Raw genomic sequence first — 23,010 nt, 5'->3', positions numbered from 1 at the left:
GTCAGGACCGTGAATGGAACATTCGTGGAGAGCATTGCCGATGCCCATGTCGAACTGCGGGCCGCAATGCTCAGTTCAAGGCATCATCCGTCCCCAGATATTCCCATCATCAACCATCCCTCGGCATCTGGCCTCGACCCGGCCTTTGCATTGCTCGAGGCTTCACTGACCGCGCACGGCTTGGCGATCGTGCAAATGGACGAACCGCTCAGCACCGAGCAGTTTGCGTGTTATGCCAGGCGCCTGGGTCTGCTGGTTCCCGAACACGACGAAGATGTTCAACCGTTTGTCGAGCAGGGCGATATTCTCCACCTGCGCACCCGTTTCGGCCCCACCGACCGGGTGGGGTTGCAACCGTTTTCTTCCAGCCCGCTTTCCATGCATTCGGAGAGCAGTGGCAATGCGCTCGCCGATCAGCCGCGCTACCTGGCCTTTCAGTGCCTGGAACCTGGCGAGTTTGCCTATGCTCCGCAGACGCTGCTGATCGACATGGCAACCATTGTTGCGCGTCTTTCGCCCTATAACATCAACATCCTGGCGCGGACTTATTACGACTCGAAGCGCAACAGTCCGCCGTTGCTGCGCTACGACGGCCAGCGCTGGGTGATCAGCTTCCGTGACTTCCAGCAACAACCTCTGTCTTGGGTGCATGAGGGGCCGACGCCTGCTGGCGATGTTCTGAGTGCGATCCGCGATCTGCTGGCCTGCATGTACACGGCGCAGGCCAGCGCTGTGCGTTGGGCTCGCGGCATGTTCATGGTTTTCGACAACCAGAGGTACATGCATGCACGAAGCAAGGGGCACTTTGTCCCGGATCAGCAGGACCGGCATCTGGTGCGCGCGCGCATCCGGTCACGCACGCCTGACCTGAATGTGCCGGCAGCGGTCGATGACGGCGATTCAAGGGTGTTGTTCGCCCGCCCGGCATCCGGGCGCATACCGCAGCTGTCGGAAGATTTTCGACAGGCGCCTGCGGTTGAACCGAACCGGGCCGAGGAGACACCGGACACGTTCATCGACGAGCGTACGCTTGACGTGTTTTCCCGTGCTTTGAACCCCACGAACCCGATGGAATTGCGCGACCTCTGGCTGGGACGCGTCGAAGCCGAACTGGGGGGTAATGCCCTGCGTCCCGAGTATGCCGATCTGTGGCGCCGCTCCCGGGTGCGCCGCGCCGTTTCGGCAGAGGAAGTCCTGCGGTCCACCGCGACGGTGGGAATGGTGAAGGAGCTGTTCAACGCGTTTTTTCGCGATGACCTGTACGGCGCCCTGAGTTCGAAGCGGAACATTATTCTGTCCAGCGGGGCGGTCGATGAAGATGAGTATGGGTTGCCGGCGGCCTTGAAAGAGACCCTGCGCTTTGCCCTGGCGAGAAATTTCTACGGCTATTCGGACTCTCTGGGCCGTCAGCCGGCGCGAGAGGCGGTGGCGGCCATGGAGTCGGCCAGCATGCAGCAAGGCCACTATGAGGCCGCGTCTGTGGCCTTGACGATGGGGGCCACGCACACGATTTCCTCACTGGCCGATTTTATTTTTCGCGACAGTCGGTACGCCGACGCGGCGATCTGCGCGATTCCCAACTATCCACCGTTGGTTCAGTCCATTGTCTGGCGCCATCCGGTTCGGCTGGTGCCGACACCGTCGTACGGTGGCACGACTTCGCTTCAGGCGTTGAGCCAGGCCGTTACGCCGAACACGCCCATGGTGCTGTTGCAGACCGGGACCAACCCGTGCGGTTCTTTGGTCGATGAGCTTGAACTGGAGCGCTTCATTCAGTCGACGAGCCTGAGCACCCTGATCATTCTTGATGAATGCCATGAGTGGCTGGGCGCGCCACGCCACTTCAGCCCGGCGCGCCAGCGCGCGAACGTCATTCGCGTGAGCAGTCTGTCGAAGAACTGGTCGGTGCCAGGATTGAAAGTGGGGTGGTTTCTTGCCGATCCCGCCTTCGTCTCTCGCTACTACGAATTTGCTTCGACCTCCTACGGTGGCCCGCAATCGTTTGTGTACACCCTGGTGGAGGTTCTCGCGCGCTTTGAACGCTGGATCATTGAAGGTCGGACCAGCATTGACCAGCAGCAGTTGCGCGAATTTTCCGCCAGCTATGGACTGCAGTTGGGCAGTCTGTCGCAGACCTATGAACACTACGTCGCCGAGCGCCGGGCGCGCGAGCGGGTCCTGCTCGGGTTGAGAGGAGAGGCGACAAGTTGCCTGCGGCGCGCGTCGATGATCGTCAAGACACCCAGATGCTCGATCAATGTGTTTGCGCAGATACCGGGTTCGGAAGACTCCTATCTGTCGTTCAGAAGCGTGCTGCGAGAAACGGGCGTGTCGGTTTACCCCGGCATCTTGAGTTTTTACCTTGCTGGCGGCGGCTTCCGGGTGACCACCGCGCGCAAGTGGGGCGATCTGCACAGGGGCCTTGAGCGGCTGAGCGCGGGGGCCTGGAATGCTTGAATCTCAACGGGGAGTTACCAGTGCATGAACACTGAGATCACCGAGCGCGTTTTCGCCATCGTCAGGAATCATCTGCCTGCCGATTCGTTTGCAACGGCATTCGACACCGAGACAGAACTGCAGACGCTGGGGCTTGATTCGTTAGCGGTGGCGGGGGTCATCGTCAGCCTGGAAGAGACGTTCGGGTTGAGGTTTCCTTCGCAGAGCATCACCAGGCAGACATTCGAGTCGGTACGCACGATCTGCGCGGCCATCGAGGATCTGGTAGTTGCCGCGCCAGCGGCGAGCCTGCCATAACAGAGCAACGTTCATGCGCATTCTCATTATTGGCGGTACAGGATTCATTGGCCGCGAAGTCTGTCGCACCCTGGCAGACCATGACCTGTGGGTCTTGCATCGAGGGCAGACGAACGCCGATCTGGCCGGGGTCAGGCACATTCAGGGTGACCGTCAGGCGTTGGGTGCACAGCGGCATTTGTTAAGCAGTATCCGAGCGGATGTGGTGCTCGACATGACCTCGATAAACGGTGGCGATGCGAAAGATGTCATCGATTGTCTGGCGGGGTTGGTCGGGCGTGCGGTGGTGGTCAGCAGCGGCAGCGTCTATCGCAGTTTCGGCATTCTGGCAGGCGTCGAATCTGCCGGGGTGATTGCCACGCCTTCGCAAGAAGACTCGCCATTGCGCCAGCGGCTTTTTCCCTATCGCCATCGGTTGCTGCGTGCAGAGGACGACCCCTGGCGCTGGTTTGACCACTACGAAAAGATTCTCGTGGAGCGTGCCTACCTGCAGCAACAGACACTGCCTGCCACCATCATTCGCCTGCCCATGGTCTACGGTCCGGGAGATCCGGATTCGCGGCTTTCTTTCTACCTGCGGCGGATGCTGGATCAGCGTGAGTCGATTGTCCTTCACCAGTCCGGTGCGGCCTGGCGAAACTCGCGCGCTTTCGTCAGCAATGTCGCTCAAGCGATCGCCACGCTGGTGCTGCATGAAAGTCCCGGATCGGTTTACAACGTGGCCGAACCGGGCGACTGGTCCGAGGCCGACTGGATCAGGGCATTGGGACGGGAGGTGGGCTGGACGGGGACCGTGCGTACCCTCGCCGATGGCGTGGACTGGCGCGCACGTCCCAGCATCAGTGAACTGCCGGAGCACAGCAACTTCGCTCAACACCTGAGGCTGGACAGTTCATGCATCCGCGATGAGCTGGGGTATGCCGAGCGTGTGACGCCCGAAGAGGCATTGCGGCTGACCGTTCAAGACCTGCTGTCGCGGCCAATGCCTGCGGCCGACTATCGTCTCGACGATGCGTTGCTGCAGGCGCTGGAAGCCGGTGGATCCGCATCGCAGCGGGTCCGTGCAATGCCGGGCCGACGCTGATCGTGCAGCGCTCGTTCATAGGGTTGACCCGCGCGACGGACGGGCCGCAGGAAGCCGTTCATGCCTACGAGATGAGGTGCGCGGCGGGTGTTTCGATTGTCGTCTGGACCTATGGGGCGACGCTGGTTGAGGTCAATCTGGCAGACGAAAACGGTCAATCGGACAACGTCATTTTGCGCTTGCCACAGCTGGCCGATTACGAGAACCCGCTGACCAATCCTGCCTACCTCGGTGCGACGCTGGGACGCTTCTCCCGTTGCGTCAGCCACGCAACGTTTGCGATAGAGGGAGAGGCGCAGCACCTTTCGCGAAACCTCGGTGCGCATCATTTTCATGGCGGCCACCGGGGATTTTCGCATCGGGTCTGGAGCGTGCAGACGGACGAAGAGGGCGGTGAATCAGTGCTGCGCTTGAGTCACACCAGCAGCAGTGGTGACGAGGGTTACCCGGGGCAGGTTCAAGCCACGGTCGAGTATCGCCTGGCGCCAGACGGTGAGCTCAGCATCACTTTTCTGGCGGTGACCGATGCGCCGACCATCGTCGGGCTGGCGAACCACGCTTATTGGAATCTGAGTGGGGCGGGGTTGATTGATCGACATCAGCTGCAGCTCAACTGCGCCAACTATGTCGAGTCTGATTCCGAGTACATTCCTACCGGGCGACTCGCCGATGTGACGGACACCAATCTGGATTTTCGAATGATGCGCACCCTCGGCGCGCAAGCACTGGACAACTGTTTCGTGCTCAACGACAGGCACTGGTGCCTGCGGATCGAGGATCCGCTCAGCGGGCGAGTGATGGAAGTCCAGACCGATCAACCAGCACTTGCCCTGCACACCGGAGAAAATCTTCCTCTGCGCCGGGGAGGTATCGCCATACAGACGACGGACTTTCCAGATGCCCCCAACCGGCCAGAGTTTCCCAGCGCCGTGCTCAGGCCCGGTGAGCAGTATCGGCGCGTGACGCGCTACCGATTCGGTAGAAGAGCCTGCCGCTATTGATCCCCCAGAGAGTCGAGCTGTCTGGCGATGACCGACGCGCTCTGATGCTCTGCCGTCGAGTTGTCCATTTTGCTGCCATTGACCCAGGTCCGATTGATCATCGGGTGTTCTCGATCGGTCGGGCCCCAGTCGCTGTCCGGGTGGTAGGCAATGACGTCCATGTGGTTATCTTCGGTGCAGAACCTGTGGCGGGCGCCATCGGGAATGTAGAAGATATTCCCCGCCAACAGCTCTGACTTGCCCGACGGCGTTTCGCAAATGCCTTTGCCGCGTGCAACTGCACCAAAGCGTCCCGAAGGATGCGTATGTTCGGTTTGCGAGATGTCGGTGGGGAAGTGCAGGTGATTCAGGCAGGGGTCGCCCAGCAGGGGTGGGCACATCAACAAGGTGTCCGAGCAACGGTCGATGTAGCGCAGACGACCGACGGTTTCTATTGGCCCGCCCAGTGCCGCCAGGCCCTTGAACGCCAGGCTTTGCGCGACCATCGCCCGCGAATCCGCGCCCAGGCGCAACGACACGCCGTCCGGCAGCGAGAACCACTGCCCTTCGCTGAGCGAACCATAGAGTGTGGTGGTGCCGGGCAAACGAAGCTCGACGGTACCCTGCATGACGAAACCGAATGTGGCGCCGCCCGCCGGCACGATACCTCTGTCCGCAGTCGGATCACTGACCGTCTCGAAACCATACAGTCGGGTAATCATCGGTTCGTTGGTGAGGACGTTGCGCTCATTCGCTTCGCACAGAAGGCCATGGTAGGTGCGCCAGGATTTGAAATAAGTCGAGTCTGCTTCCATTCGCTTAAGGTCCATATTGGTATCCATCCTATATGTCACAACAGTTCCAGTTTTTCGGGGATAGCTAACCCGTTTGACGCTAGCAGCAAGATCCCGATAGATCAAAAACCGATTTGACGCTAACCGAACCGTCTAATCCCGAAGGCCCTTTATTGCTGGGTCTGAAAGGGCCCTCGGCCCAGACGAACGGCAGTGAAGTGCGCAAGCAGCGGTGCAAAGACTGCGTACACCAGTGGAGAAAACGCCTCGCAGACGTCATCGGCAATGTGCACACAGGGAAGTGCTTTCAAACTGTCAGGAATCGATTCTTCTGCGCTGATCAGAATCACATTGCGTCCTGCCTGACAGGCTTGTTCTGCCAGCCTGAATGCGCGCGATCGCGATTCGCCGGGCGGGGCCAGAATGCACATTGGCGTAGTCACCGGGTAGGCGAAGCGCTCGACGTGCCACCACTCTTCCAGATCCTGCGCGACCGCCAACACGCCACACGCTTCGACCATCTTGGCGGCACTGAACAGTGCTGTTCCCAGGCTCGGCCCGCTCCCCAGGAAGTACAGCGCGGGGCTCGCCGCGATGGTTGCGCTTAGCTCTGCGCAGGTCGACGCCAGGCGTGGTCCGAGCGCTTGCAGAGTGTTCGCGAGTCGGGCCAGTCTGGCTCGCCAGTTGGCTGCCTGGGTGGCTGTCAGATGGCCATTGGATTCGCCCAGCGCGATGGCCAGCAGCAGCATACCGACGAGGCTGGCCTGGAACGTGCGAACGCCCGGCGCAGGCCAGGTGTCGCGAAGCGTGACCAGCAGACGTGGGTGCGCGCCTCTGCCCAGGGCGCTGTCTGGATGGCCGGTGATCGCCACCATCGGCATCTCATGCGCTTGTGCATGCACGATGGCTTCGAGCACCCGCGGAGTGTTGCCTGAGGCCGAGGTGCAAATGACCAGGACACGCTCGCCCGCAGCCCTGTGCTGTGGCAATGCGCTGTAGCCGACGAACTCCTGAGCACCGAGTGGCGTGCACTGAACCCCGGCCAGCGTCTGGAACGCCATTCGCGCGGCATATCCGGCATGCAGCGAATCACCGCATCCCACCAGATAGACCGTTCTGGCGCGCGGGCAGTCGGAGGCGGCTATCGCCTGTCTGGCCTGATCATCAAAGGCATCGAGGTTCTCGCTCAGGTCACGAGCCAGGTACTCGACCTGGCGCAACATCACATCAGCTGTCATGGGGCGGCGGCACTCCCATCGTTGGGTGGATTGGCGTCACTTGAGTGTTCACATCGACATCAGCGCCGTCTGGAGTTGTTCGGTGAGTTGCGGCCGGAGCAGTTTGCCGGTTCGTGTACGGGGAATTTTCTCGACGCGCAGGATTCGTCTCGGCAGCAGCGCCTCGCTGAAGTGCCCGCGTAGTCTGGTAAGCACCTGCGCGTCTTCGACGTGGGCCTCGGCGTCCAGCGCAATGACTATGCTTTCACCGAGAAGCCGGTCCGGGAGTGCAGAGCAGGCGACATCCCTGACCCCGGCGATGGTTTGCAGGATGCGCTCCATCTCCTCCAGAGAAACCGACTCGCCGCGGATCTTCGCAATATTCTTTTCGCGTCCGGTGATCACCACGAAGTCTGCTCCTGCCTCGGCGTCTTCGCGGGTATGCCCGATGTCACCGGTATGAAACCAGCCGTGCTGGAACGCCTGCGCGGTAGCCTCGCGGTTGCCGACATAACGCGCCATGACATTGTGGCCCCTGACACAGATTTCGCCGTTCTCGCCAGACGCTGCCGGGGTGCCGTCAGGCCTGAGAATCCCGACCTCGTTGCCGGCCACCTGGACGCCGATGCTCGGTATGTCGGGCTCCAGCATCTGGCGCGCATAGGCAGCCCGGCTCAACCCGGTTGGCAGGGTGGTGGAAAAGTTGATTGTCTCGGTCAGGCCATAGCCCTGCAGCACTGGCAAGCCCCAGCGGTTCCACACGGATTCGGCGGTTTTACGCGTCAGTGGAGCGGCAGCCGAGACAAAATACTCAAAGCCCTCGGGCACCTCGGCGTCACGCCAGGTGTCGACCAGGGCCTGGAGAATACTGGGCACCACACTGGCGATCCGCGGAGAGAAATCAGCCAGCATCTTCGGGTACTGGAACGGGTCGAACCCGCGCAGCAATATGGCGTGTGAGCCACAGAACACCGTGGCCATGACGGAAAAATGCAGGCCGTTGACGTGGTGAATGGGCAGGCACCCAAGGAACCGGTCACCCGGTTGCAATCGATGGTGCTGTTTGACTGCGAGGGCATTGGCGGTGATTGCCCGGTACGTCTGCGCAACGATCTTCGACGCGGCGGTCGAGCCAGACGTCGGAAAGTAAAAGACTTCCCCATTAGATTCCGTCGCAAGCGGCATATTGCCCGGGGCGGGCAGGTCGGCGAGTCGCGGGAACACTCGAGCGTCGACACCCTGTTTATCCTGCTCGCTGCGAATCACCAAGGTGACCCCGAGCTGGTTCATGATCGCCAGGTGGCGGGCGGGCGGCGCATAGGGGTCGAGAAAGGCAATTCGGGCGCCCAGGCGCATGGCCGAGAAGATTGCCACAATACTGCGCAAATCGTTCAAGGGCACCAGCCCGAACACCTGCTGGCGGCGAATGCCCGCAGACTCATGAAGCCACGCGGCACCGGCCTGGCTCAGGGTGTCGAGCTGGCGGAAGGTCAGGGTGTGGCGCCTTCCGCCAGCATCGACCTCGGTAAAAACCGGCGCCTGGGGAAAACGCAGCGCCTGGGATGCCAACGCTTGCAGGACCGTGAGTTGACACTGCGCGGCGGAGTCGACATGGCGACCCTTGTAACAATGGGCCTGCCAGGCGTCCTGGCTTTGTTCAGGGGAAATGGACGGCATTCGTTCAGTGCTCATCGGGTTGCGCGGGCAGAGAGCGAACGATGTCGAGATAGGCGCGAACCTTGTCGACATCGATCACGCCGCCCCAACCGTCGCGTTCAAGACAGGTCCCGACAAACGCACCATCGGCCCGCGCCAGGAGTTTTTGCGCATTGGCCAGGTTTGTGTACCCGGCGAGGAAAATCGGCAATCCGGGCTCGGCAGCTCGCACCGACTCGATCAGACCGAGGGTGATTTCGTCGTCCCGGTCGCCCAGTGCCACGGCGTCAGCGCCGGCGAGTCTGGCGGCATGGGCAACGTATGCAACCGGTTTGGCCTCGCCGAACCAGTTGAAATGCATCGAGTGAATGTCGGCGATGACGGCAATGTCCCAGGCATCAATCTTGCGGCGGTATTCGGCGAGCGCGTGGGGATTGGCTTCGATCAGTCCGCTGGCTGTCTGCGTCGAGCCAACCATCGCTGCGACCCGGATGAAATCGCCTTTGGCAACCTTGGCAACGGCCAGCGAAGCCTGTAAGGCGTTGCGCATCAACTGGCACCCGACCTTGAAACTGTCGCTCGTCGCCCGCGCCACGGCGTCGACGATCATGCCCATGGCGACTGTTCGCGCGGGGTCGGATTCGTCCTTGGCGGTATAGGTGCGATCAACGGTCTGGATCAGGCATCCATCTGCGCCGCCGGCCTGCAAGGCCAATGCTGAAGAAACGGCGGTATCGAGGATCCGGTCGAGGCTCCCGGCTTCGAAAAACGGCGTTCCCGGTAGCGGCTGAAGATGAATCATGCCGATGATTTTTTTGTGCCTTGCGCGAATGTCTGTGATGGACATGGCTTTTCCCTGGTAACCGAACATCTCCATTTGCGTGAATCAGCGTAGCAGCCGGTTGCGATCCTGCCATGAGTGAGCCTGATCCGTGTTGCGCATTTGGATCATTAACTTGTCAGTTTCGGTCATTGAGTGACAGCAGTGCGACTCTTAGTCTGTCGAACATGACTGACGGGGGACGCAGAGCTCCCGCAATTTCCGTGATTGCTCGTTGTGGAGTTACCGATGACCGCCGCTCACTACCCGCACCTGTTGGCCCCGCTGGACCTGGGATTCACCACGCTGCGCAACCGCACCCTGATGGGCTCGATGCACACGGGCCTTGAAGAAAAACCGGGCGGTTTCGAACGCATGGCGGCGTACTTCGCCGAGCGTGCCCGCGGCGGCGTCGGCCTGATGGTCACCGGCGGTATCGGCCCGAACGACGAGGGCGGGGTGTACTCCGGCGCAGCCAAGCTGACCACCGAGGAAGAAGCGCTCAAGCACCGCATCGTCACCCGCGCGGTGCACGAGGCGGGCGGCAAGATCTGCATGCAGATCCTCCACGCCGGACGTTATGCCTACAGCCCGAAACAGGTCGCGCCGAGTGCGATCCAGGCGCCGATCAACCCGTTCAAGCCCAAAGAGCTGGACGAGGAAGGCATCGAGAAGCAGATCAGCGACTTCGTCACCTGCTCGGTGCTGGCGCAGACTGCCGAGTATGACGGTGTCGAAATCATGGGCTCGGAAGGTTATTTCATTAACCAGTTCCTCGCCGCGCACACCAACCACCGTACCGACCGCTGGGGCGGCAGCTACGAAAACCGCATGCGCCTGCCGGTCGAGATCGTGCGCCGTGTGCGAGAAGCCGTGGGCCCGAACTTCATCATCATTTTCCGCCTGTCGATGCTCGATCTGGTCGAGGGTGGCAGCACCTGGGATGAGATCGTGAGCCTGGCCAAAGCCATCGAGCAGGCCGGTGCGACCATCATCAACACCGGTATCGGCTGGCACGAAGCGCGGATCCCGACCATCGCCACCAAAGTGCCGCGCGCCGCCTTCAGCAAGGTCACCGCCAAGCTGCGCGGTTCGGTGAGCATCCCGCTGATCACCACCAACCGTATCAACACCCCGGAAATCGCCGAGCAGATTCTCGCCGAGGGCGACGCCGACATGGTCTCGATGGCCCGGCCGTTCCTCGCCGACCCGGACTTCGTCAACAAGGCCGCTGAAGGCCGTGCCGATGAAATCAACACCTGCATCGGCTGCAACCAGGCGTGCCTCGATCACACCTTCGGCGGCAAGCTCACCAGTTGCCTGGTCAACCCGCGTGCCTGCCACGAAACCGAGCTCAACTACCTGCCGGTGCAGCAGATCAAGAAGATCGCCGTGGTCGGTGCCGGGCCTGCCGGTCTGGCCGCCGCGACCGTGGCAGCCGAGCGCGGCCATCAGGTGACTCTGTTCGATTCGGCCAGCGAGATTGGCGGCCAGTTCAACATTGCCAAGCGCGTGCCGGGCAAGGAAGAGTTTTTCGAAACCCTGCGTTACTTCAAGCGCAAGCTGCAGACCACGAATGTCGAGGTGTGCCTGAACACCCGCGTCGACGTGGCGAAACTGGTAGACGGCGGCTACGACGAAATCATCCTCGCCACCGGCATCGCGCCGCGTGTGCCGGCGATTCCGGGCGTGGAGAACGCCAAGGTGTTGAGCTACCTGGACGTGATCCTCGAGCGCAAGCCGGTGGGCAAACGGGTTGCCGTGATTGGCGCGGGTGGTATCGGTTTCGACGTCTCGGAATTCCTTGTGCACCAAGGCGTGGCCACCAGTCTGGATCGCACCGCGTTCTGGAAAGAGTGGGGCATCGACACCCATCTGGAAGCCCGTGGTGGCGTGGCCGGGATCAAAGCCGCGCCGCACGCGCCGGCGCGGGAAGTGTTTCTGTTGCAGCGCAAGAAAACCAAGGTCGGCGATGGCCTGGGCAAGACCACCGGCTGGATTCACCGCACGGGCCTGAAGAACAAACAGGTGCAGATGCTCAACAGCGTTGAATACCTGAAGATCGACGACGAAGGCCTGCACATCCGCATTGGCGAAACCGGCGAGCCGCAAGTGCTGGCGGTGGACAACATCGTGATCTGCGCCGGCCAGGATCCACTGCGTGAGCTGCAGGAAGGCCTGGTGGCGGCGGGGCAGAACGTGCACCTGATCGGTGGCGCGGATGTGGCGGCGGAGCTGGATGCCAAACGCGCAATCAATCAGGGATCGCGTCTGGCGGCTGAACTGTAAGCCCCCCTGTAGGAGCTGCCGCAGGCTGCGATCTTTTGATTTTGCTTTTAAGACCGAGATCAAAAGATCGCAGCCTGCGGCAGCTCCTACAGGATGTTTTGCTGCTGTTAGAATTGGTTTTTTCTGATGCTGTTGCGCCCATGCTTCTTCCCCCCGCCCACTGGCTACCCAAAGCCCCCCTCGAACCGCTGCAACTCGACTGGCTCACCCGCGCCGGAATCGACGTCGCGATCCTGCGTCTGGACCGGATCGACCCGCTGATCAGCGGCAACAAATGGTTCAAGCTCGTCGAACACCTCAAGGCCGCCGACCGTGCCGGCGCGCGTGGCATCATCAGCCTCGGTGGTGCGCATTCCAATCATCTGCATGCCCTGGCCGCTGCCGGCAAGCGTCTGGGTTTCGAAACGGTCGGCCTGTTGCGCGGGCATCCACAGCAGACGCCCACGGTGGCGGATTTGCAGGCATTCGGCATGCAACTGCACTGGCTTGGCTACGGCGGCTATCGGGCGCGGCATGAACCCGGCTTTTGGGAGCCGTGGCTGGCGCAGTTCCCGAATCTGCATGCGGTGCCCGAGGGCGGCGGTGGAATGGCCGGTGCACTGGGCTGCAAAACGCTCAAGGAACACGTGAGCGCACAACTGAGCAAGCTGGGCTGGTGCGATTACCACGGCTGGTGGCTGGCCTGCGGCACCGGGACGACGCTGGCGGGGCTGGTGCTCGCCGAGGCCGGTGAGCACCCGGCGTACGGCGCGCTGGCGGTGCCCGAGGATCACGGCGTGGCGCCGCAGGTGCAGGCAATTGTTCGGGAGGCGGGGCTGGCGGCGGCGGACTACACGTTGTTTGACGCGAGTCGGGGTGGTTTTGCCAAGGTTGATGAGCAGTTACTTGAGTTCATCGACAACACCGAACAAAGCAGCGGCATCCCGTTGGAGCCGCTGTATACCGGCAAGGCGTTATTGGCGCTGAAGCAGCAAATCGAGGCGGGCAGATTCGAGCAAGGCTCGCGGCTGATCTTCGTGCACACCGGTGGCTTGCAGGGAAGCCGCGGATTCAGTGCCTACCGTTGAACTTATGTGGCGAGGGAGCTTGCTCCCGCTCGGCGGCGCAGCCGTCGTAAGTCCAGCGACAGCGCTCTGCCTGGCTGTCCGCATATTCAGAATTCAGGTCTGCTGCGCCGCCCGGCGGGAGCAAGCTCCCTCGCCACAGGGGTATTTCACCGGGGCAATGTTCAACCGCGCTTGGGCATCATCCGCAACAACGTGTTATCGCCCACCACATAGTGGTGATACAGCCCTGCCAGCGCATGCAGGCCGATCAGCCAGTAGCCGATGTTGCCGATCAGCACGTGCCAGTGTTCCACCTGCTTGGCCAGCGCCTTGTCCTCGTGGACCAGCAGCGGCAGATCGAAGCCGTAGAACATCACCTGATGCCCCTCGGCGCTGGTGATCAGCCAGCCGAGAATCGGCATGCTGATCATGAACAGGTACAACAGCCAGTGCATCACCCGCGCCAGCACGGTTTGCCATTGCGGTGATGCCGGGAAGATCTTCGGTGCCGGGCCGATACTGCGCGCCACCAGGCGAAACCACACCAGCACGAACACGGTCAGGCCGAGCATGTAGTGCACTTCGCGGATCAGCGAGCGGCCGCCACTGCCTTTGGGAAAGATCCCGCGCAACTCCATGCTGGCGTACACCAGCGCCAACAGGACCAGCATCAGCCAGTGCAACAGGACGGACACGGTGCTGTAGCGTGATTCGGAACTTGTCCACGGCATACGGTGTTTCCTCACAGATCAGGGTCGCCACGTGCCGTTGTTGTGCGACGGCATGCTTTAACTGTAATCCGCTTTGGCGGATTTGCCTGATGCCGCGCGGAGTTTCACTGCGCTGACTCAGAGCAATGCCCATAAAAAACGCCAGTGTCGCGACGACCCTGGCGTTTTTTGTGGTTTACGTAAAAGGCACGATCAGCTCGATTGCGGCATCTCGCCGTTGGCCAGGCGCTTGTTGATGTCGGCAATCACTTCCGGCAGGTCGCTGATGGTGTCGATCATGTAGTGCGGGCGCGAACCGGCGAACAGCGCGTGGATGCGCTCGCGTTCGCTGGCCAGTTCGTCGCTGCCCAGCGCCCGGTAACCGGCGTAATCCAGGCCCAGCGCGTTGCCCGAGCAGATCAGCGCCACGGTCCACATCCCGGCGCGACGGCCTTCGAGGATGCCCGGCACGGTGTCGTCGATCTTCACGCAGGCCGCGACGTCGTCGATGCCCAGCGCAATCACGTTGGCCAGGGCCTGAGCCGGCCATGGGCGACCGTTCGGCACCTCGTCGGTGGCGACCACGTGGTCGGCGACGTAGCCGTTGCTGGCGGCGAGGGCCACGACCTTGTCCATCACCTGTTTCGGGTAGCCGGAGCAGGAACCGATCTTGATCCCTTGCTGGCGCAGGTTGGCGATGGTGTCTAGCGCGCCGGGAATCAGCGCCGAGTGTTCGGCGATCTTCTCGATCTGCAGCGGCATGAAGCGGTTGTAGATCGCGGTGACGTCATCGTCGGTCGGGGTGCGGCCGAACGCTTTGCGATAGCGCTCGGCGACCTGCGGCTGATCGCACAGGGTGCGGATGTGGTCCCACTTGCCCATGCCCATCGGGCCACGGGCCTCTTCGATGGAGACCTGAACGTCGAACTCGGCGAAGGCCTCGACGAAGATCTGCGTCGGGGCGAACGAGCCGAAATCGACCACGGTGCCGGCCCAGTCGAGGATGGCGGCTTGCAGCTGGGTTGGGTTGGTGTAGTTCATGGCAAAAATTCCTGAGTTGAAATGCAATTCAATGTAGGAGTGAGCCTGCTCGCGATAGCGGATGGTCATTAAACATCTTGGTCGACTGACACGACCTCATCGCGAGCAGGCTCACTCCTACAGGGGGATTTGTGGTGTGGTTTAGATATCGAGCACTTCCATCTCGCGCAGCACTTCGCCCACGGCGGCCACAGCCTGGCGCATGTCGTCCGGGCTGACGTGGCCGATGCAGCCGACGCGGAAGGTTTCGACTTGGGTCAGTTTGCCGGGGTAGAGGATGTAGCCCTTGGCCTTGACCCGTTCGTAGAAGTCCTTGAACTGATAGCGCGGGTCTTGCGGCGCATGGAAGGTGGCGATGATCGGCGCCTGGATCGCCGCCGGCAGGAAGCTGCGCAGCCCGAGCTTGCCCATCTCCTCCATCAGCGCCTGACAGTTGGCGGCGTACCGTGCATGGCGGGCCGGCAGGCCACCTTCTTCGTTGTACTGCAGCAGCGCTTCGTGCAGCGCCGCGACCACGTGGGTCGGCGGGGTGAAACGCCACTGGCCGGTCTTCTGCATATAAGCGTGTTGGTCATACAGGTCCATCGCCAGCGAATGCGAATGGCCGGCGGCTGCGGCCAGTGATTCTTTGCGAGCAAACACGAAGCCCATCCCCGGTACGCCTTCCAGGCATTTGCCGGAGGCAGCGATCAGCGCGTCGAACGGCACCTTTTGCGCATCCACCGGCAATGCGCCGAACGAGCTCATGGCATCGATGATCAGGCGCTTGCCGTGTTGTGCCACGACATCGGCGATTTCCGCCAGCGGGTTGAGGATGCCGGTGCTGGTTTCGCAGTGGATCAGCGCGACGTGGGTAATGTCGCCATCGGCGCGCAACAGACGATCGACGTCGGCGGCGGTGGTCGGTTCGTCCTCGGCGGTTTCGAAGGTGCTGAACGCGCGCCCCAAGACTTCGCAGATTTTCGCCAGACGCTTGCCGTAGGCGCCGTTGATCAGCACCAGGATTTTGCCGTCACGCGGCACCAACGTGCCGATGGCGGCTTCGACGGCGAAGGTGCCGCTGCCCTGCAACGGCACGCAATGGTGGCTGGCGGCACCGTTGATGATCGCCAGCAGTTGTTCGCAGAGGCTGGCGGTCAGTTGATTGAAGCGGTCATCCCATGACCCCCAGTCGACCATCATCGCCTGGCGGGTGCGGGCCGAAGTGGTCAACGGGCCGGGAGTGAGCAGGATGGGTTCGGCGATACTCATTCGTGTGTCCTCGGGAAGCGCTGTGGGATGAAGCTACGGGGCATACGTTGCAATTCGGCGGTGCATCAATCAAATTGTTTGTTGTTATGCCAGCCATCAGTGAGGGTTATTCATGAATCTGTTCCAGCTGCGCGCCTTCGACGCCGTGGCCCGGGAAGGCAGCTTCACCCGTGCCGCCGCGCGGTTGTTCATTAGCCAGCCAGCGGTCACCGGACACATCAAGGCGCTGGAGGAGCACTACCAGATCACCTTGCTGCGGCGCACCGCGCGACGGGTGGAGCTGACCGAGGAGGGCACCAAACTGGCGGCGATCACTCGGGCGATGTTCGGTCTCGCGGAAGAGGCGCAGACCCTGCTCGAAGCCAACCGCCAATTGCTCACCGGGCGTCTCGAAGTGGCGGCGGACGGCCCGCACATGGTCATGCCGATGCTCGCCAGCCTGCGCGCGCGGTATCCGGGAATCACGGTCAATCTGCGCTTGGGCAATGCCCAGGAAACCCTCGCCGCGCTGTTGTCCGAGCACGCCGATGTGGCGGTGCTGACCGAAGTCGAACCGCGCAAGGGCCTGCATCTGCAAGCGTTGAGCGAGTCGCGGATCTGCGCGCTGGTGCCCGCCGGGCATGGGTGGGCGCAGCGTGCCGGCGAGGTGCAGCTCAAGGAGCTGGATCAGGTGATCATGGTCTTGCGCGAGCCGACCTCGATTACCCGCCGCACCTTCGATCAGGCGTGCGCGCAGGCGGCGGTGAATCCGCGGGTGCTGCTGGAATTGGACAGCCGCGAGGCCGTGACCGAGGCGGTTGCTGCTGAACTGGGGGTGGGCGTGGTGTCATCGGTGGAAGTCAGCCATGACCCGCGGGTGGTGGCGATTCCGATTGTCGGGGAGGGGCTGGTGAACCGGCACATGATCGGTTGCATGGAGCGGCGGCGGGAGTTGCGCTTGATTCAGGCGTTCTTTGGTCTGGCGCCGGCCTGATACACCGTGGTACCCCAATCGCGAGCAGGCTCACTCCTACATGGGACTTGCGGTGAAATCAAATCCCCCTGTAGGAGTGAGCCTGCTCGCGATGAGGTCGGACCTGTCTTACACCAGGCTCTCGCGAACCATATCGAGAAACGTCGCCACCACCCGCCGCGAACTCTGCTCGCGCAAGCACACCAGGGTCTCGGTCAAACGCCGGGTGCAATCGGTGATCGGCAGCGCGCACACCCGCGAGTCCGCGCCGAACTCCGCCGCCGATACCACGCCCACACCAATCCCCACCACCACCGCCTCACGCGCGGCTTCCCGGCCTTCGACCTGAATCGCCGGGCGAATGCGAAACCCGGCGCGCGCCATTTCTTCTTCCAGAGTCTGTCGGGTCACCGAACCGTGTTCGCGCAACACCAGTGGCGTGTCATCCAGATCCGCCAGGCAGATCGACTCACGTTCGGACCAGGGATGATTGCGCGACACGAACGCCACCATCGGGTCGTTGCGCAGCGGCACGCACAGCAAACGCTCATCACTGACATCACGCCCCAGCAGCGCCAGATCGGCCTGATAGTTGAACAGGCGAAACAGCGATTCGTCGGTGTTGCCGGTTTCGATCTTCACGCTGATCCCCGGGTAGCGCTCGCAGAACCGGGCGATCTGCGGCAGCACATGGACCGGGGCATCGACCGCGAGAATCAGGCTGCCGGTCTGCAACGCCTGGGATTCCTGCAACAACTCCTGGGCTTCAGCCTCAATCACAAACAGGCGCTGGGTGATTGCCAGCAGGCGCTCGCCAAGATCGGTCAGGCGCACGGAACGTTTATTGCGATGAAAGAGTAAAACGCCGAAGCGCTCTTCGAGTTTGCGCACCTGGTCGGAAATCGCCGGTTGCGTGAGAAAAAGCCGTTCGGCGGCTTTGGTGAAGCTTCCATGAACGGCCACGGCGTGGAAGGCTTTGAGCTGGGCGTGAGACACCGACATGTAGCCTCCAGAAACAAGCTGAGCTTATGTGTGAAATACGATAAATCGATTTTATTTATTAAACAGTAATTGCTTTGATCCGCTCACGCCATCGCTGACTGCCGCTCGGGCAGCAACGCTGGCGATGAGCCTGTGCGTGCATCAACAGGACTCATCTGACCGCCAGCGCTATAGGGAAAAGGCGCTGGCGCAGTGCTCAACAATAAAAAACACAGGCGTTTACTTAACGATTCTGCCGGCACACTCACACCCTGAGGTCAGAACCACAATGAACAAGCACATCGGCACCCTTGCGCGTTGGCGCATGCAGATCTTCGCTATCACCTGGCTCGCGTACGCCGCTTTCTACTTCACCCGCAAAGCCTTTTCGGTGGCCAAACTGGGCATCGCCGAAGACCCGACCTTCATGCTCGACAAGATGGCCATGGCCAACCTCGACGCGATCTATCTGGCGGCCTACGCCATCGGCCAATTCACCTGGGGCATGCTCGCCGACCGCTTTGGCCCGCGGGTCGTGGTGCTGGGCGGCTTGCTGATTTCCGCCGGTGCCGCGCTGGTGATGGGCAGCTTCGCCACGCTGCCGATCTTCGCCACCTGCATGCTGATTCAGGGGCTGGCGCAGTCCACCGGTTGGTCGGGGTTATGCAAGAACCTCGGCAGTTTCTTCCCGGCGCAGCAGCGTGGCCGGGTGCTCGGATTGTGGAGCTCCTGCTATGCGTTCGGCGGTCTGGTCGCCTCGCCGTTCGCCGGCTGGTGGGCGTATACGCTGATGGGCACCTGGCACGCGGCGTTCATTTCCAGCGCGGCGGTCGTGGCGGTGGTCGCGGTGCTGTTCTTTATCTTTCAGCGCAACAAACCGGAAGATGTCGGTTTGCCGGCGGTAGAGCCGGAGCCGGAACTGAGCGCTGAAGAGACTGAAGCCAACAGCAAACTCAGCGTCTGGGAGCCATTGAAGGAAATCCTGCGCAACCGCACGGTGCTGGTACTGGGCCTCGCGTACTTCATGTTGAAACCGGCGCGTTACGCGATTCTGCTGTGGGGCCCGGTGATCGTCTTCGAACAGATGCCGAGCGTCGGCAAGGTCGGCGCGGCGATCATTCCCACCTCGTTCGAACTGGCCGGGCTGCTGGGGCCGATCATGATCGGCATGGCCTCGGACAAACTGTTCGGCGCCCGGCGCATGCCGGCCTGCGTGCTCAGCCTGCTGGCGCTGACCGTGACCCTGGCGCTGTTCATGGGCGCACTGCACACCGGCAGCGTGATGCTGGTGGTGGCGTTGCTGTTTGTCATGGGCCTGACGCTGTACGGACCGGATTCGATGATCAGCGGCGCCGCCGCCATCGATTTCGGCAAGGCCAAGGCCGGTGCCACGGCGGCCGGTTTCGTCAACGGTTGCGGCTCGGTCGGCGCGGTGCTCGGTGGATTGCTGCCGGGTTACTTCGATTCGGTGACCGTGTTTATCGTCTTCGCCGGCTGCGCGTTGTTCTCGGCACTGGTGTTGATTCCACACTGGAACAGCCGTCCGGTGGGGGTCATGGAACCGCGCGCGTCCATTCCCAATTGCCCGCTGACCATCAAACCTCTGCGTAACTGAAAACCCTTGCCTCGCGGCCTGCTGCGGTGCTCGCGGCAGGCTGTGTCGTGGCCATTTGACTGGAGAATCCCATGCGACCGTTTTGGCTCGAGCAGGCCTTGCAGGCCGATCCATCCCCGACTTGCCCGCCGCTGCAGGGCGAAGTGCGCACCGATGTGTGCATCGTCGGCGGCGGCTACACCGGGCTGTGGACAGCGATCATGCTTAAGCAGCAGAACCCGGAACTCGATGTGCTGTTGATCGAAGCCGACATCTGCGGCGCCGGCGCCAGTGGGCGTAACGGTGGCTGCGCGCTGTCGTGGTCGGCCAAGTACTTCACCCTCGAGCGCCTGTTCGGCGTCGAGGAGGCGGTGCGCCTGGTCAAGGAGTCCGAACGCAGCATTCATGCGATCGGCGAGTTCTGCGAACAGTACGGTGTCGATGCCGATTACCGCCTCGACGGCACGCTGTACACCGCCACCAACCGGGCGCAGGTCGGTTCGACCGACGCGGTGATCGCGGCGCTGGAGCGTAATGGCATCAACTCCTTCACCCAGCGTCCGCTGGCCGATGTGCAGCGCATGGCCGGATCGAGCAAGCATCTGGAAGGCTGGTTCTCCCCGGCAGCAGCCAGTGTGCAACCGGGCAAACTGGTGCGCGGGCTGCGCCGGGTGGCGTTGCAGCTGGGCGTGAAGATCCACGAAAACACGGCGATGACCGGGCTGGAAGGAGGCCGCCCGGCGCGTATCCACACGGCCACCGGCAGCGTGATCGCCGACCGTGTGGTGCTGGCGATGAACGCGTGGATGGCCCGGGCGTTCCCGCAGTTCGAACGCAGCGTGGCGATTGTTTCCAGCGACATGCTGATCACCGAACCGCGCCCGGATCTGCTGCAGGACATCGGTTTGACCAGTGGCGTCACCGTGCTCGACTCGCGGATTTTCGTGCACTACTACCACAACACCCCGGACGGCCGGATCATGCTCGGCAAGGGCGGCAATACCTTCGCCTATGGCGGGCGGATGCTGCCAGTGTTCGATCAGCCTTCGCCGTACGCCGGGTTGCTCAAACGCAGCCTCGGCGACTTCTTCCCGGCCTTTGCCGAGGTAAAAGTCGACGCGACGTGGAACGGGCCGTCGGATCGCTCGGTCACCGGGTTACCGTTTTTCGGGCAGATGAGCGCCAGCGGCAATGTGTTTTACGGCTTCGGTTATTCCGGCAGCGGCGTCGGCCCGTGTCACATGGGCGGGCAGATTCTTGCGTCGCTGGTGCAAGGCCTCGACAACCCGTGGACCCGCTCGCCACTGGTCAACGGGCCGCTGGGTTATTTTCCGCCGGAACCGATCCGTTACCTCGGCTCGCTGATGGTGCGCAACGCCATCCGCCGCAAGGAGCGCGCCGAGGATCACGGTCGCCGGCCACGGCATCTGGACGTGCGCCTGGCGAAGTTCGCCGCAGCGGCGGGCAAGGCCGACAAGGGCTGAGTGCTACGGATCGGCGCTGTTGAGCAGCCAGTCGAGCAGCAGGCTGCTGTCGCTCGTCGGCGCCGGTTCACTCGGCGCGGGAGGGCGCGAGTTGGCGAGGCACAGGATCGGTCGATCCGGATCACTGTCGAGAAAACTCACCCATACCTCACTGCCGGCGCGGGGCAGTTCATGGGCGGCGAGGCGGCCACTGGCGCCGGTCAGTGCAATCGGTAGCCACAGACAAACCGTTTCCACGTCCGGCGCCGGCCACAGGCTGACCGCGATGCGCCCCCGCTCATCCAGTTGCGCCGGCTGACCGGGCGCGCCCAGTACCCGCGCCAGATGATAGCCCGCGATGTTCGGACGCGGTTGCACCAGGGGCGGGCGAAACTCGGTGGACCAGGGCAGGGCGCTGAAGTCATTGCGATAGCGATGCACGTCGCTCGCCGGATCGAGGATCGACGGGTGTTGGCCTTGATGCTGCAGCTCGGTGATCAGCCATTGTTCGTTGAACGCATTGATCGGGTGCCCGCTGATCTGTAGCAGCTGCCCGCTGCGCAGTGCGCTGCAATCGCTGCGTCCGTGGATCGAGCGGGACTGGCAGCGCTGGCGCTGCAAATGGCGCCGGCTGCGTTGTTCGGCGTGGCGCTGCTCGCCCGACAGCTGCAAGGGATTGAGCGTGGGCAGGGGGTGATTGGCCGCGTCATCGGCGATGACCTGCTGGCCACGATTGCGAATGCCTGGCGCGGTCACCAGCGGTGTCGCGTCATGCCGCTGAAACAGGCTGCTGAGGCGCGGTGAAGGGCTGTCGTCCGCTACGGCGAAGGGCACCGGCAGCGGTTCCTGCGGCAGGCTGAGGTTGTCATCGGCAAACACCACGACATGCCCGTGCGGCCGGTGTTCGAAGTGATAGTGGATGCCTTCTTCCTCGCACAGGCGTTGCAGCACGTCCAGATCGCTTTCCTCGTACTGAATGCAAAACGGCCGCGGCGGGTAGTGGCCGACGCTCATCTCGATCCGGTAAGTGTCTGCCGCCAACCCGTGTTCGCCGAGCAATTGCGCGAGGATGGCCGGGACGCTCGCCTGCACGAAGACCCGGCGCCGCGGCGCCTGCGCCAGGTTCAGCAGCTGCGGGACCAGGCTCAGCCGATAGCCGATCCGGTGGCTGGCGCGGTGCTCGCAACTGACGCTGTGGATCAGCCCGTGAATCCCGTGATCGGCACCCAGACGCAAATACGCCGGTTGGCGCAGCAGGCTGCTCGGGGGGAGTGCCGGGGCCAGGCCGATCACGTCAACCTCGAAACGAAAAGGTTGATTGAGGGCTTCCTTGCCACTGAAACGCAGCACCGGCAGGCACAACGGGCCGTCGGTCAGGGTCAGGGTGAACGGGGTTTCCTGGTCGTTGAGCATGCGTAAGGGCTCTGTGGGGCAATTCGGGCGGCAGAGGGTACGAAAACGCGAGCACGAATGGTCATGGCCAGTGGGATTTTCAGAATCGCCCTACAAGGTCTGGTGAAGATGTCGATTCAACAATGCATTTTTTTGGTCGATTGCCGACTTTAGGCCGTATAAACTTGGCGCCACGCGTCGGCCAATAGATGTCTCGGCGCCACAGATCAAGAGAGTGAGTAATGGGCGCACAGTGGAAGGTTAAACACAAAGAAGCGGCAGCCAACGCCAAGGGCAAGATCTTCGGCAAACTGGTGAAAGAAATCACCATCGCTGCCCGCAACGGTGCCGATACCGCCACCAACGCACACCTGCGTCTGGTGGTCGAGCAGGCCAAGAAAGCCTCGATGCCCAAGGAAACCCTGGACCGCGCCATCAAGAAAGGCGCCGGCCTGCTGGGCGAAACCGTGCAGTACCACCGTGTGACGTACGAAGGTTTTGCGCCGCATCAGGTTCCGTTGATCGTCGAGTGCGTTACCGACAACATCAACCGCACCGTTGCAGAAATCCGCGTGGCTTTCCGCAAGGGTCAACTCGGCGCTTCCGGTTCGGTGGCCTGGGACTTCAACCATGTCGGCATGATCGAAGCGTCGCCGGACAGCCCGGACGCCGATCCGGAAATGGCCGCGATCGAGGCCGGTGCCCAGGACTTCGAGCCGGGTGAAGAGGGCGCGACCCTGTTCCTGACCGATCCGACCGACCTCGACGCGGTGCAGAAAGCCCTGCCTGAGCAAGGCTTCACCGTGCTGTCGGCCAAACTCGGCTACCAGCCGAAAAACCCGGTCAGCGGTTTGAGTGCCGAGCAGATGGCTGAAGTCGAAGCCTTCCTCGAAGGCCTCGACAACCACGATGACGTGCAGGACATGTTTGTCGGTCTGGCGGGCTGATCTGTTGCAAAGATAACTGTGGCGAGGGAGCTTGCTCCC

General features: G+C 62.4%; 19 protein-coding genes. 10 read left to right on the top strand and 9 right to left on the bottom strand.

All coding sequences use genetic code 11. The annotated features are described in order from the left end of the window. The first annotated feature begins 9 nt into the window (after nt 1-9). Genes J5M57_RS14525 through J5M57_RS14510 form a run of 4 tightly spaced genes read left to right on the top strand, consistent with a single transcriptional unit; the run spans nt 10 to nt 4,839 of the window. The gene (locus J5M57_RS14525; protein WP_207849688.1) at nt 10-2,457 is read left to right on the top strand and encodes an aminotransferase class I/II-fold pyridoxal phosphate-dependent enzyme; all 2,448 of its coding nucleotides are present in this window, start codon (nt 10-12) and stop codon (nt 2,455-2,457) included. A 24-nt stretch (nt 2,458-2,481) separates the two neighbouring features. After that, nucleotides 2,482-2,754: a phosphopantetheine-binding protein gene (locus J5M57_RS14520; RefSeq protein WP_169840662.1), complete on the top strand. Its 273-nt coding sequence runs from the start codon at nt 2,482-2,484 to the stop codon at nt 2,752-2,754. A gap of 13 nt (nt 2,755-2,767) precedes the next feature. Continuing rightward, entirely contained in the window at nt 2,768-3,838 is a 1,071-nt protein-coding gene (locus J5M57_RS14515) for an NAD-dependent epimerase/dehydratase family protein (protein ID WP_207849687.1), read from the top strand. A gap of 2 nt (nt 3,839-3,840) precedes the next feature. Beyond that, nucleotides 3,841-4,839, top strand: coding sequence for an aldose epimerase family protein (locus J5M57_RS14510; RefSeq protein WP_207849686.1), 999 nt, complete (start codon nt 3,841-3,843; stop codon nt 4,837-4,839). Here the strand turns inward: J5M57_RS14510 and J5M57_RS14505 are convergent. The 4 genes from J5M57_RS14505 to J5M57_RS14490 form a co-directional block, all read right to left on the bottom strand. Beyond that, nucleotides 4,833-5,648, bottom strand: a complete 816-nt coding sequence (locus J5M57_RS14505) for a cupin domain-containing protein (RefSeq protein ID WP_207849685.1) — start codon at nt 5,646-5,648, stop codon at nt 4,833-4,835. The two genes, J5M57_RS14510 and J5M57_RS14505, sit on opposite strands and share 7 nt — an antisense overlap. Nucleotides 5,649-5,782: 134 nt before the next feature. Further along, entirely contained in the window at nt 5,783-6,850 is a 1,068-nt protein-coding gene (locus J5M57_RS14500) for an SIS domain-containing protein (RefSeq protein WP_207849684.1), read from the bottom strand. A gap of 48 nt (nt 6,851-6,898) precedes the next feature. Continuing rightward, the gene (locus J5M57_RS14495; protein WP_207849683.1) at nt 6,899-8,506 is read right to left on the bottom strand and encodes a class I adenylate-forming enzyme family protein; all 1,608 of its coding nucleotides are present in this window, start codon (nt 8,504-8,506) and stop codon (nt 6,899-6,901) included. A gap of 4 nt (nt 8,507-8,510) precedes the next feature. Continuing rightward, nucleotides 8,511-9,362 carry a BtpA/SgcQ family protein gene (locus J5M57_RS14490; RefSeq protein WP_207849682.1) on the bottom strand — a complete coding sequence of 284 codons (852 nt, stop codon included), beginning with the start codon at nt 9,360-9,362 and terminating at the stop codon, nt 8,511-8,513. 192 nt (nt 9,363-9,554) lie between these two features. On the opposite strand from J5M57_RS14490, the gene J5M57_RS14485 reads away from it, so the two are divergent. Together J5M57_RS14485 and J5M57_RS14480 are read left to right on the top strand one after the other, a co-directional pair. Next, nucleotides 9,555-11,594, top strand: coding sequence for an NADPH-dependent 2,4-dienoyl-CoA reductase (locus J5M57_RS14485; RefSeq protein ID WP_207849681.1), 2,040 nt, complete (start codon nt 9,555-9,557; stop codon nt 11,592-11,594). A 140-nt stretch (nt 11,595-11,734) separates the two neighbouring features. Further along, on the top strand, nt 11,735-12,661 hold the full coding sequence (locus J5M57_RS14480) for a pyridoxal-phosphate dependent enzyme (protein WP_207849680.1): 927 nt from the start codon (nt 11,735-11,737) through the stop codon (nt 12,659-12,661). A 161-nt stretch (nt 12,662-12,822) separates the two neighbouring features. On the opposite strand, the gene J5M57_RS14475 is transcribed toward J5M57_RS14480, so the two are convergent. The 3 genes from J5M57_RS14475 to J5M57_RS14465 all read right to left on the bottom strand — a co-directional run bounded on the left by J5M57_RS14475 (nt 12,823) and on the right by J5M57_RS14465 (nt 15,642). Then, nucleotides 12,823-13,371 carry a cytochrome b gene (locus J5M57_RS14475; protein ID WP_207849679.1) on the bottom strand — a complete coding sequence of 183 codons (549 nt, stop codon included), beginning with the start codon at nt 13,369-13,371 and terminating at the stop codon, nt 12,823-12,825. A gap of 192 nt (nt 13,372-13,563) precedes the next feature. Beyond that, the gene (gene phnX / locus J5M57_RS14470; protein WP_064586936.1) at nt 13,564-14,391 is read right to left on the bottom strand and encodes a phosphonoacetaldehyde hydrolase; all 828 of its coding nucleotides are present in this window, start codon (nt 14,389-14,391) and stop codon (nt 13,564-13,566) included. Between the two features lie 141 nt (nt 14,392-14,532). Further along, nucleotides 14,533-15,642: a 2-aminoethylphosphonate--pyruvate transaminase gene (locus tag J5M57_RS14465; RefSeq protein WP_207849678.1), complete on the bottom strand. Its 1,110-nt coding sequence runs from the start codon at nt 15,640-15,642 to the stop codon at nt 14,533-14,535. Between the two features lie 112 nt (nt 15,643-15,754). On the opposite strand from J5M57_RS14465, the gene J5M57_RS14460 reads away from it, so the two are divergent. Beyond that, nucleotides 15,755-16,615: a LysR substrate-binding domain-containing protein gene (locus J5M57_RS14460; RefSeq protein ID WP_083366351.1), complete on the top strand. Its 861-nt coding sequence runs from the start codon at nt 15,755-15,757 to the stop codon at nt 16,613-16,615. Nucleotides 16,616-16,723: 108 nt separating this feature from the next. On the opposite strand, the gene J5M57_RS14455 is transcribed toward J5M57_RS14460, so the two are convergent. After that, the gene (locus J5M57_RS14455; RefSeq protein WP_064586939.1) at nt 16,724-17,596 is read right to left on the bottom strand and encodes a LysR family transcriptional regulator; all 873 of its coding nucleotides are present in this window, start codon (nt 17,594-17,596) and stop codon (nt 16,724-16,726) included. Between the two features lie 268 nt (nt 17,597-17,864). Here J5M57_RS14455 and J5M57_RS14450 point away from each other — a divergent pair, with 268 nt between their 5' ends. Then, nucleotides 17,865-19,190, top strand: coding sequence for an MFS transporter (locus J5M57_RS14450; RefSeq protein ID WP_207849677.1), 1,326 nt, complete (start codon nt 17,865-17,867; stop codon nt 19,188-19,190). 71 nt (nt 19,191-19,261) lie between these two features. Next, on the top strand, nt 19,262-20,653 hold the full coding sequence (locus J5M57_RS14445) for an FAD-dependent oxidoreductase (RefSeq protein ID WP_207849676.1): 1,392 nt from the start codon (nt 19,262-19,264) through the stop codon (nt 20,651-20,653). 3 nt (nt 20,654-20,656) lie between these two features. On the opposite strand, the gene tssI is transcribed toward J5M57_RS14445, so the two are convergent. After that, on the bottom strand, nt 20,657-22,045 hold the full coding sequence (gene tssI / locus J5M57_RS14440) for a type VI secretion system tip protein TssI/VgrG (RefSeq protein ID WP_207849675.1): 1,389 nt from the start codon (nt 22,043-22,045) through the stop codon (nt 20,657-20,659). 221 nt (nt 22,046-22,266) lie between these two features. On the opposite strand from tssI, the gene J5M57_RS14435 reads away from it, so the two are divergent. Continuing rightward, nucleotides 22,267-22,971 carry a YebC/PmpR family DNA-binding transcriptional regulator gene (locus tag J5M57_RS14435; protein WP_083366348.1) on the top strand — a complete coding sequence of 235 codons (705 nt, stop codon included), beginning with the start codon at nt 22,267-22,269 and terminating at the stop codon, nt 22,969-22,971. The last annotated feature ends 39 nt before the right edge of the window (nt 22,972-23,010 follow it).

The sequence above is a fragment of the Pseudomonas sp. 86_A genome (assembly GCF_017491705.1).
GTDB classification, from domain to species: domain Bacteria; phylum Pseudomonadota; class Gammaproteobacteria; order Pseudomonadales; family Pseudomonadaceae; genus Aquipseudomonas; species Aquipseudomonas koreensis.
This window is presented reverse-complemented; position numbering and strand designations above follow the sequence as displayed.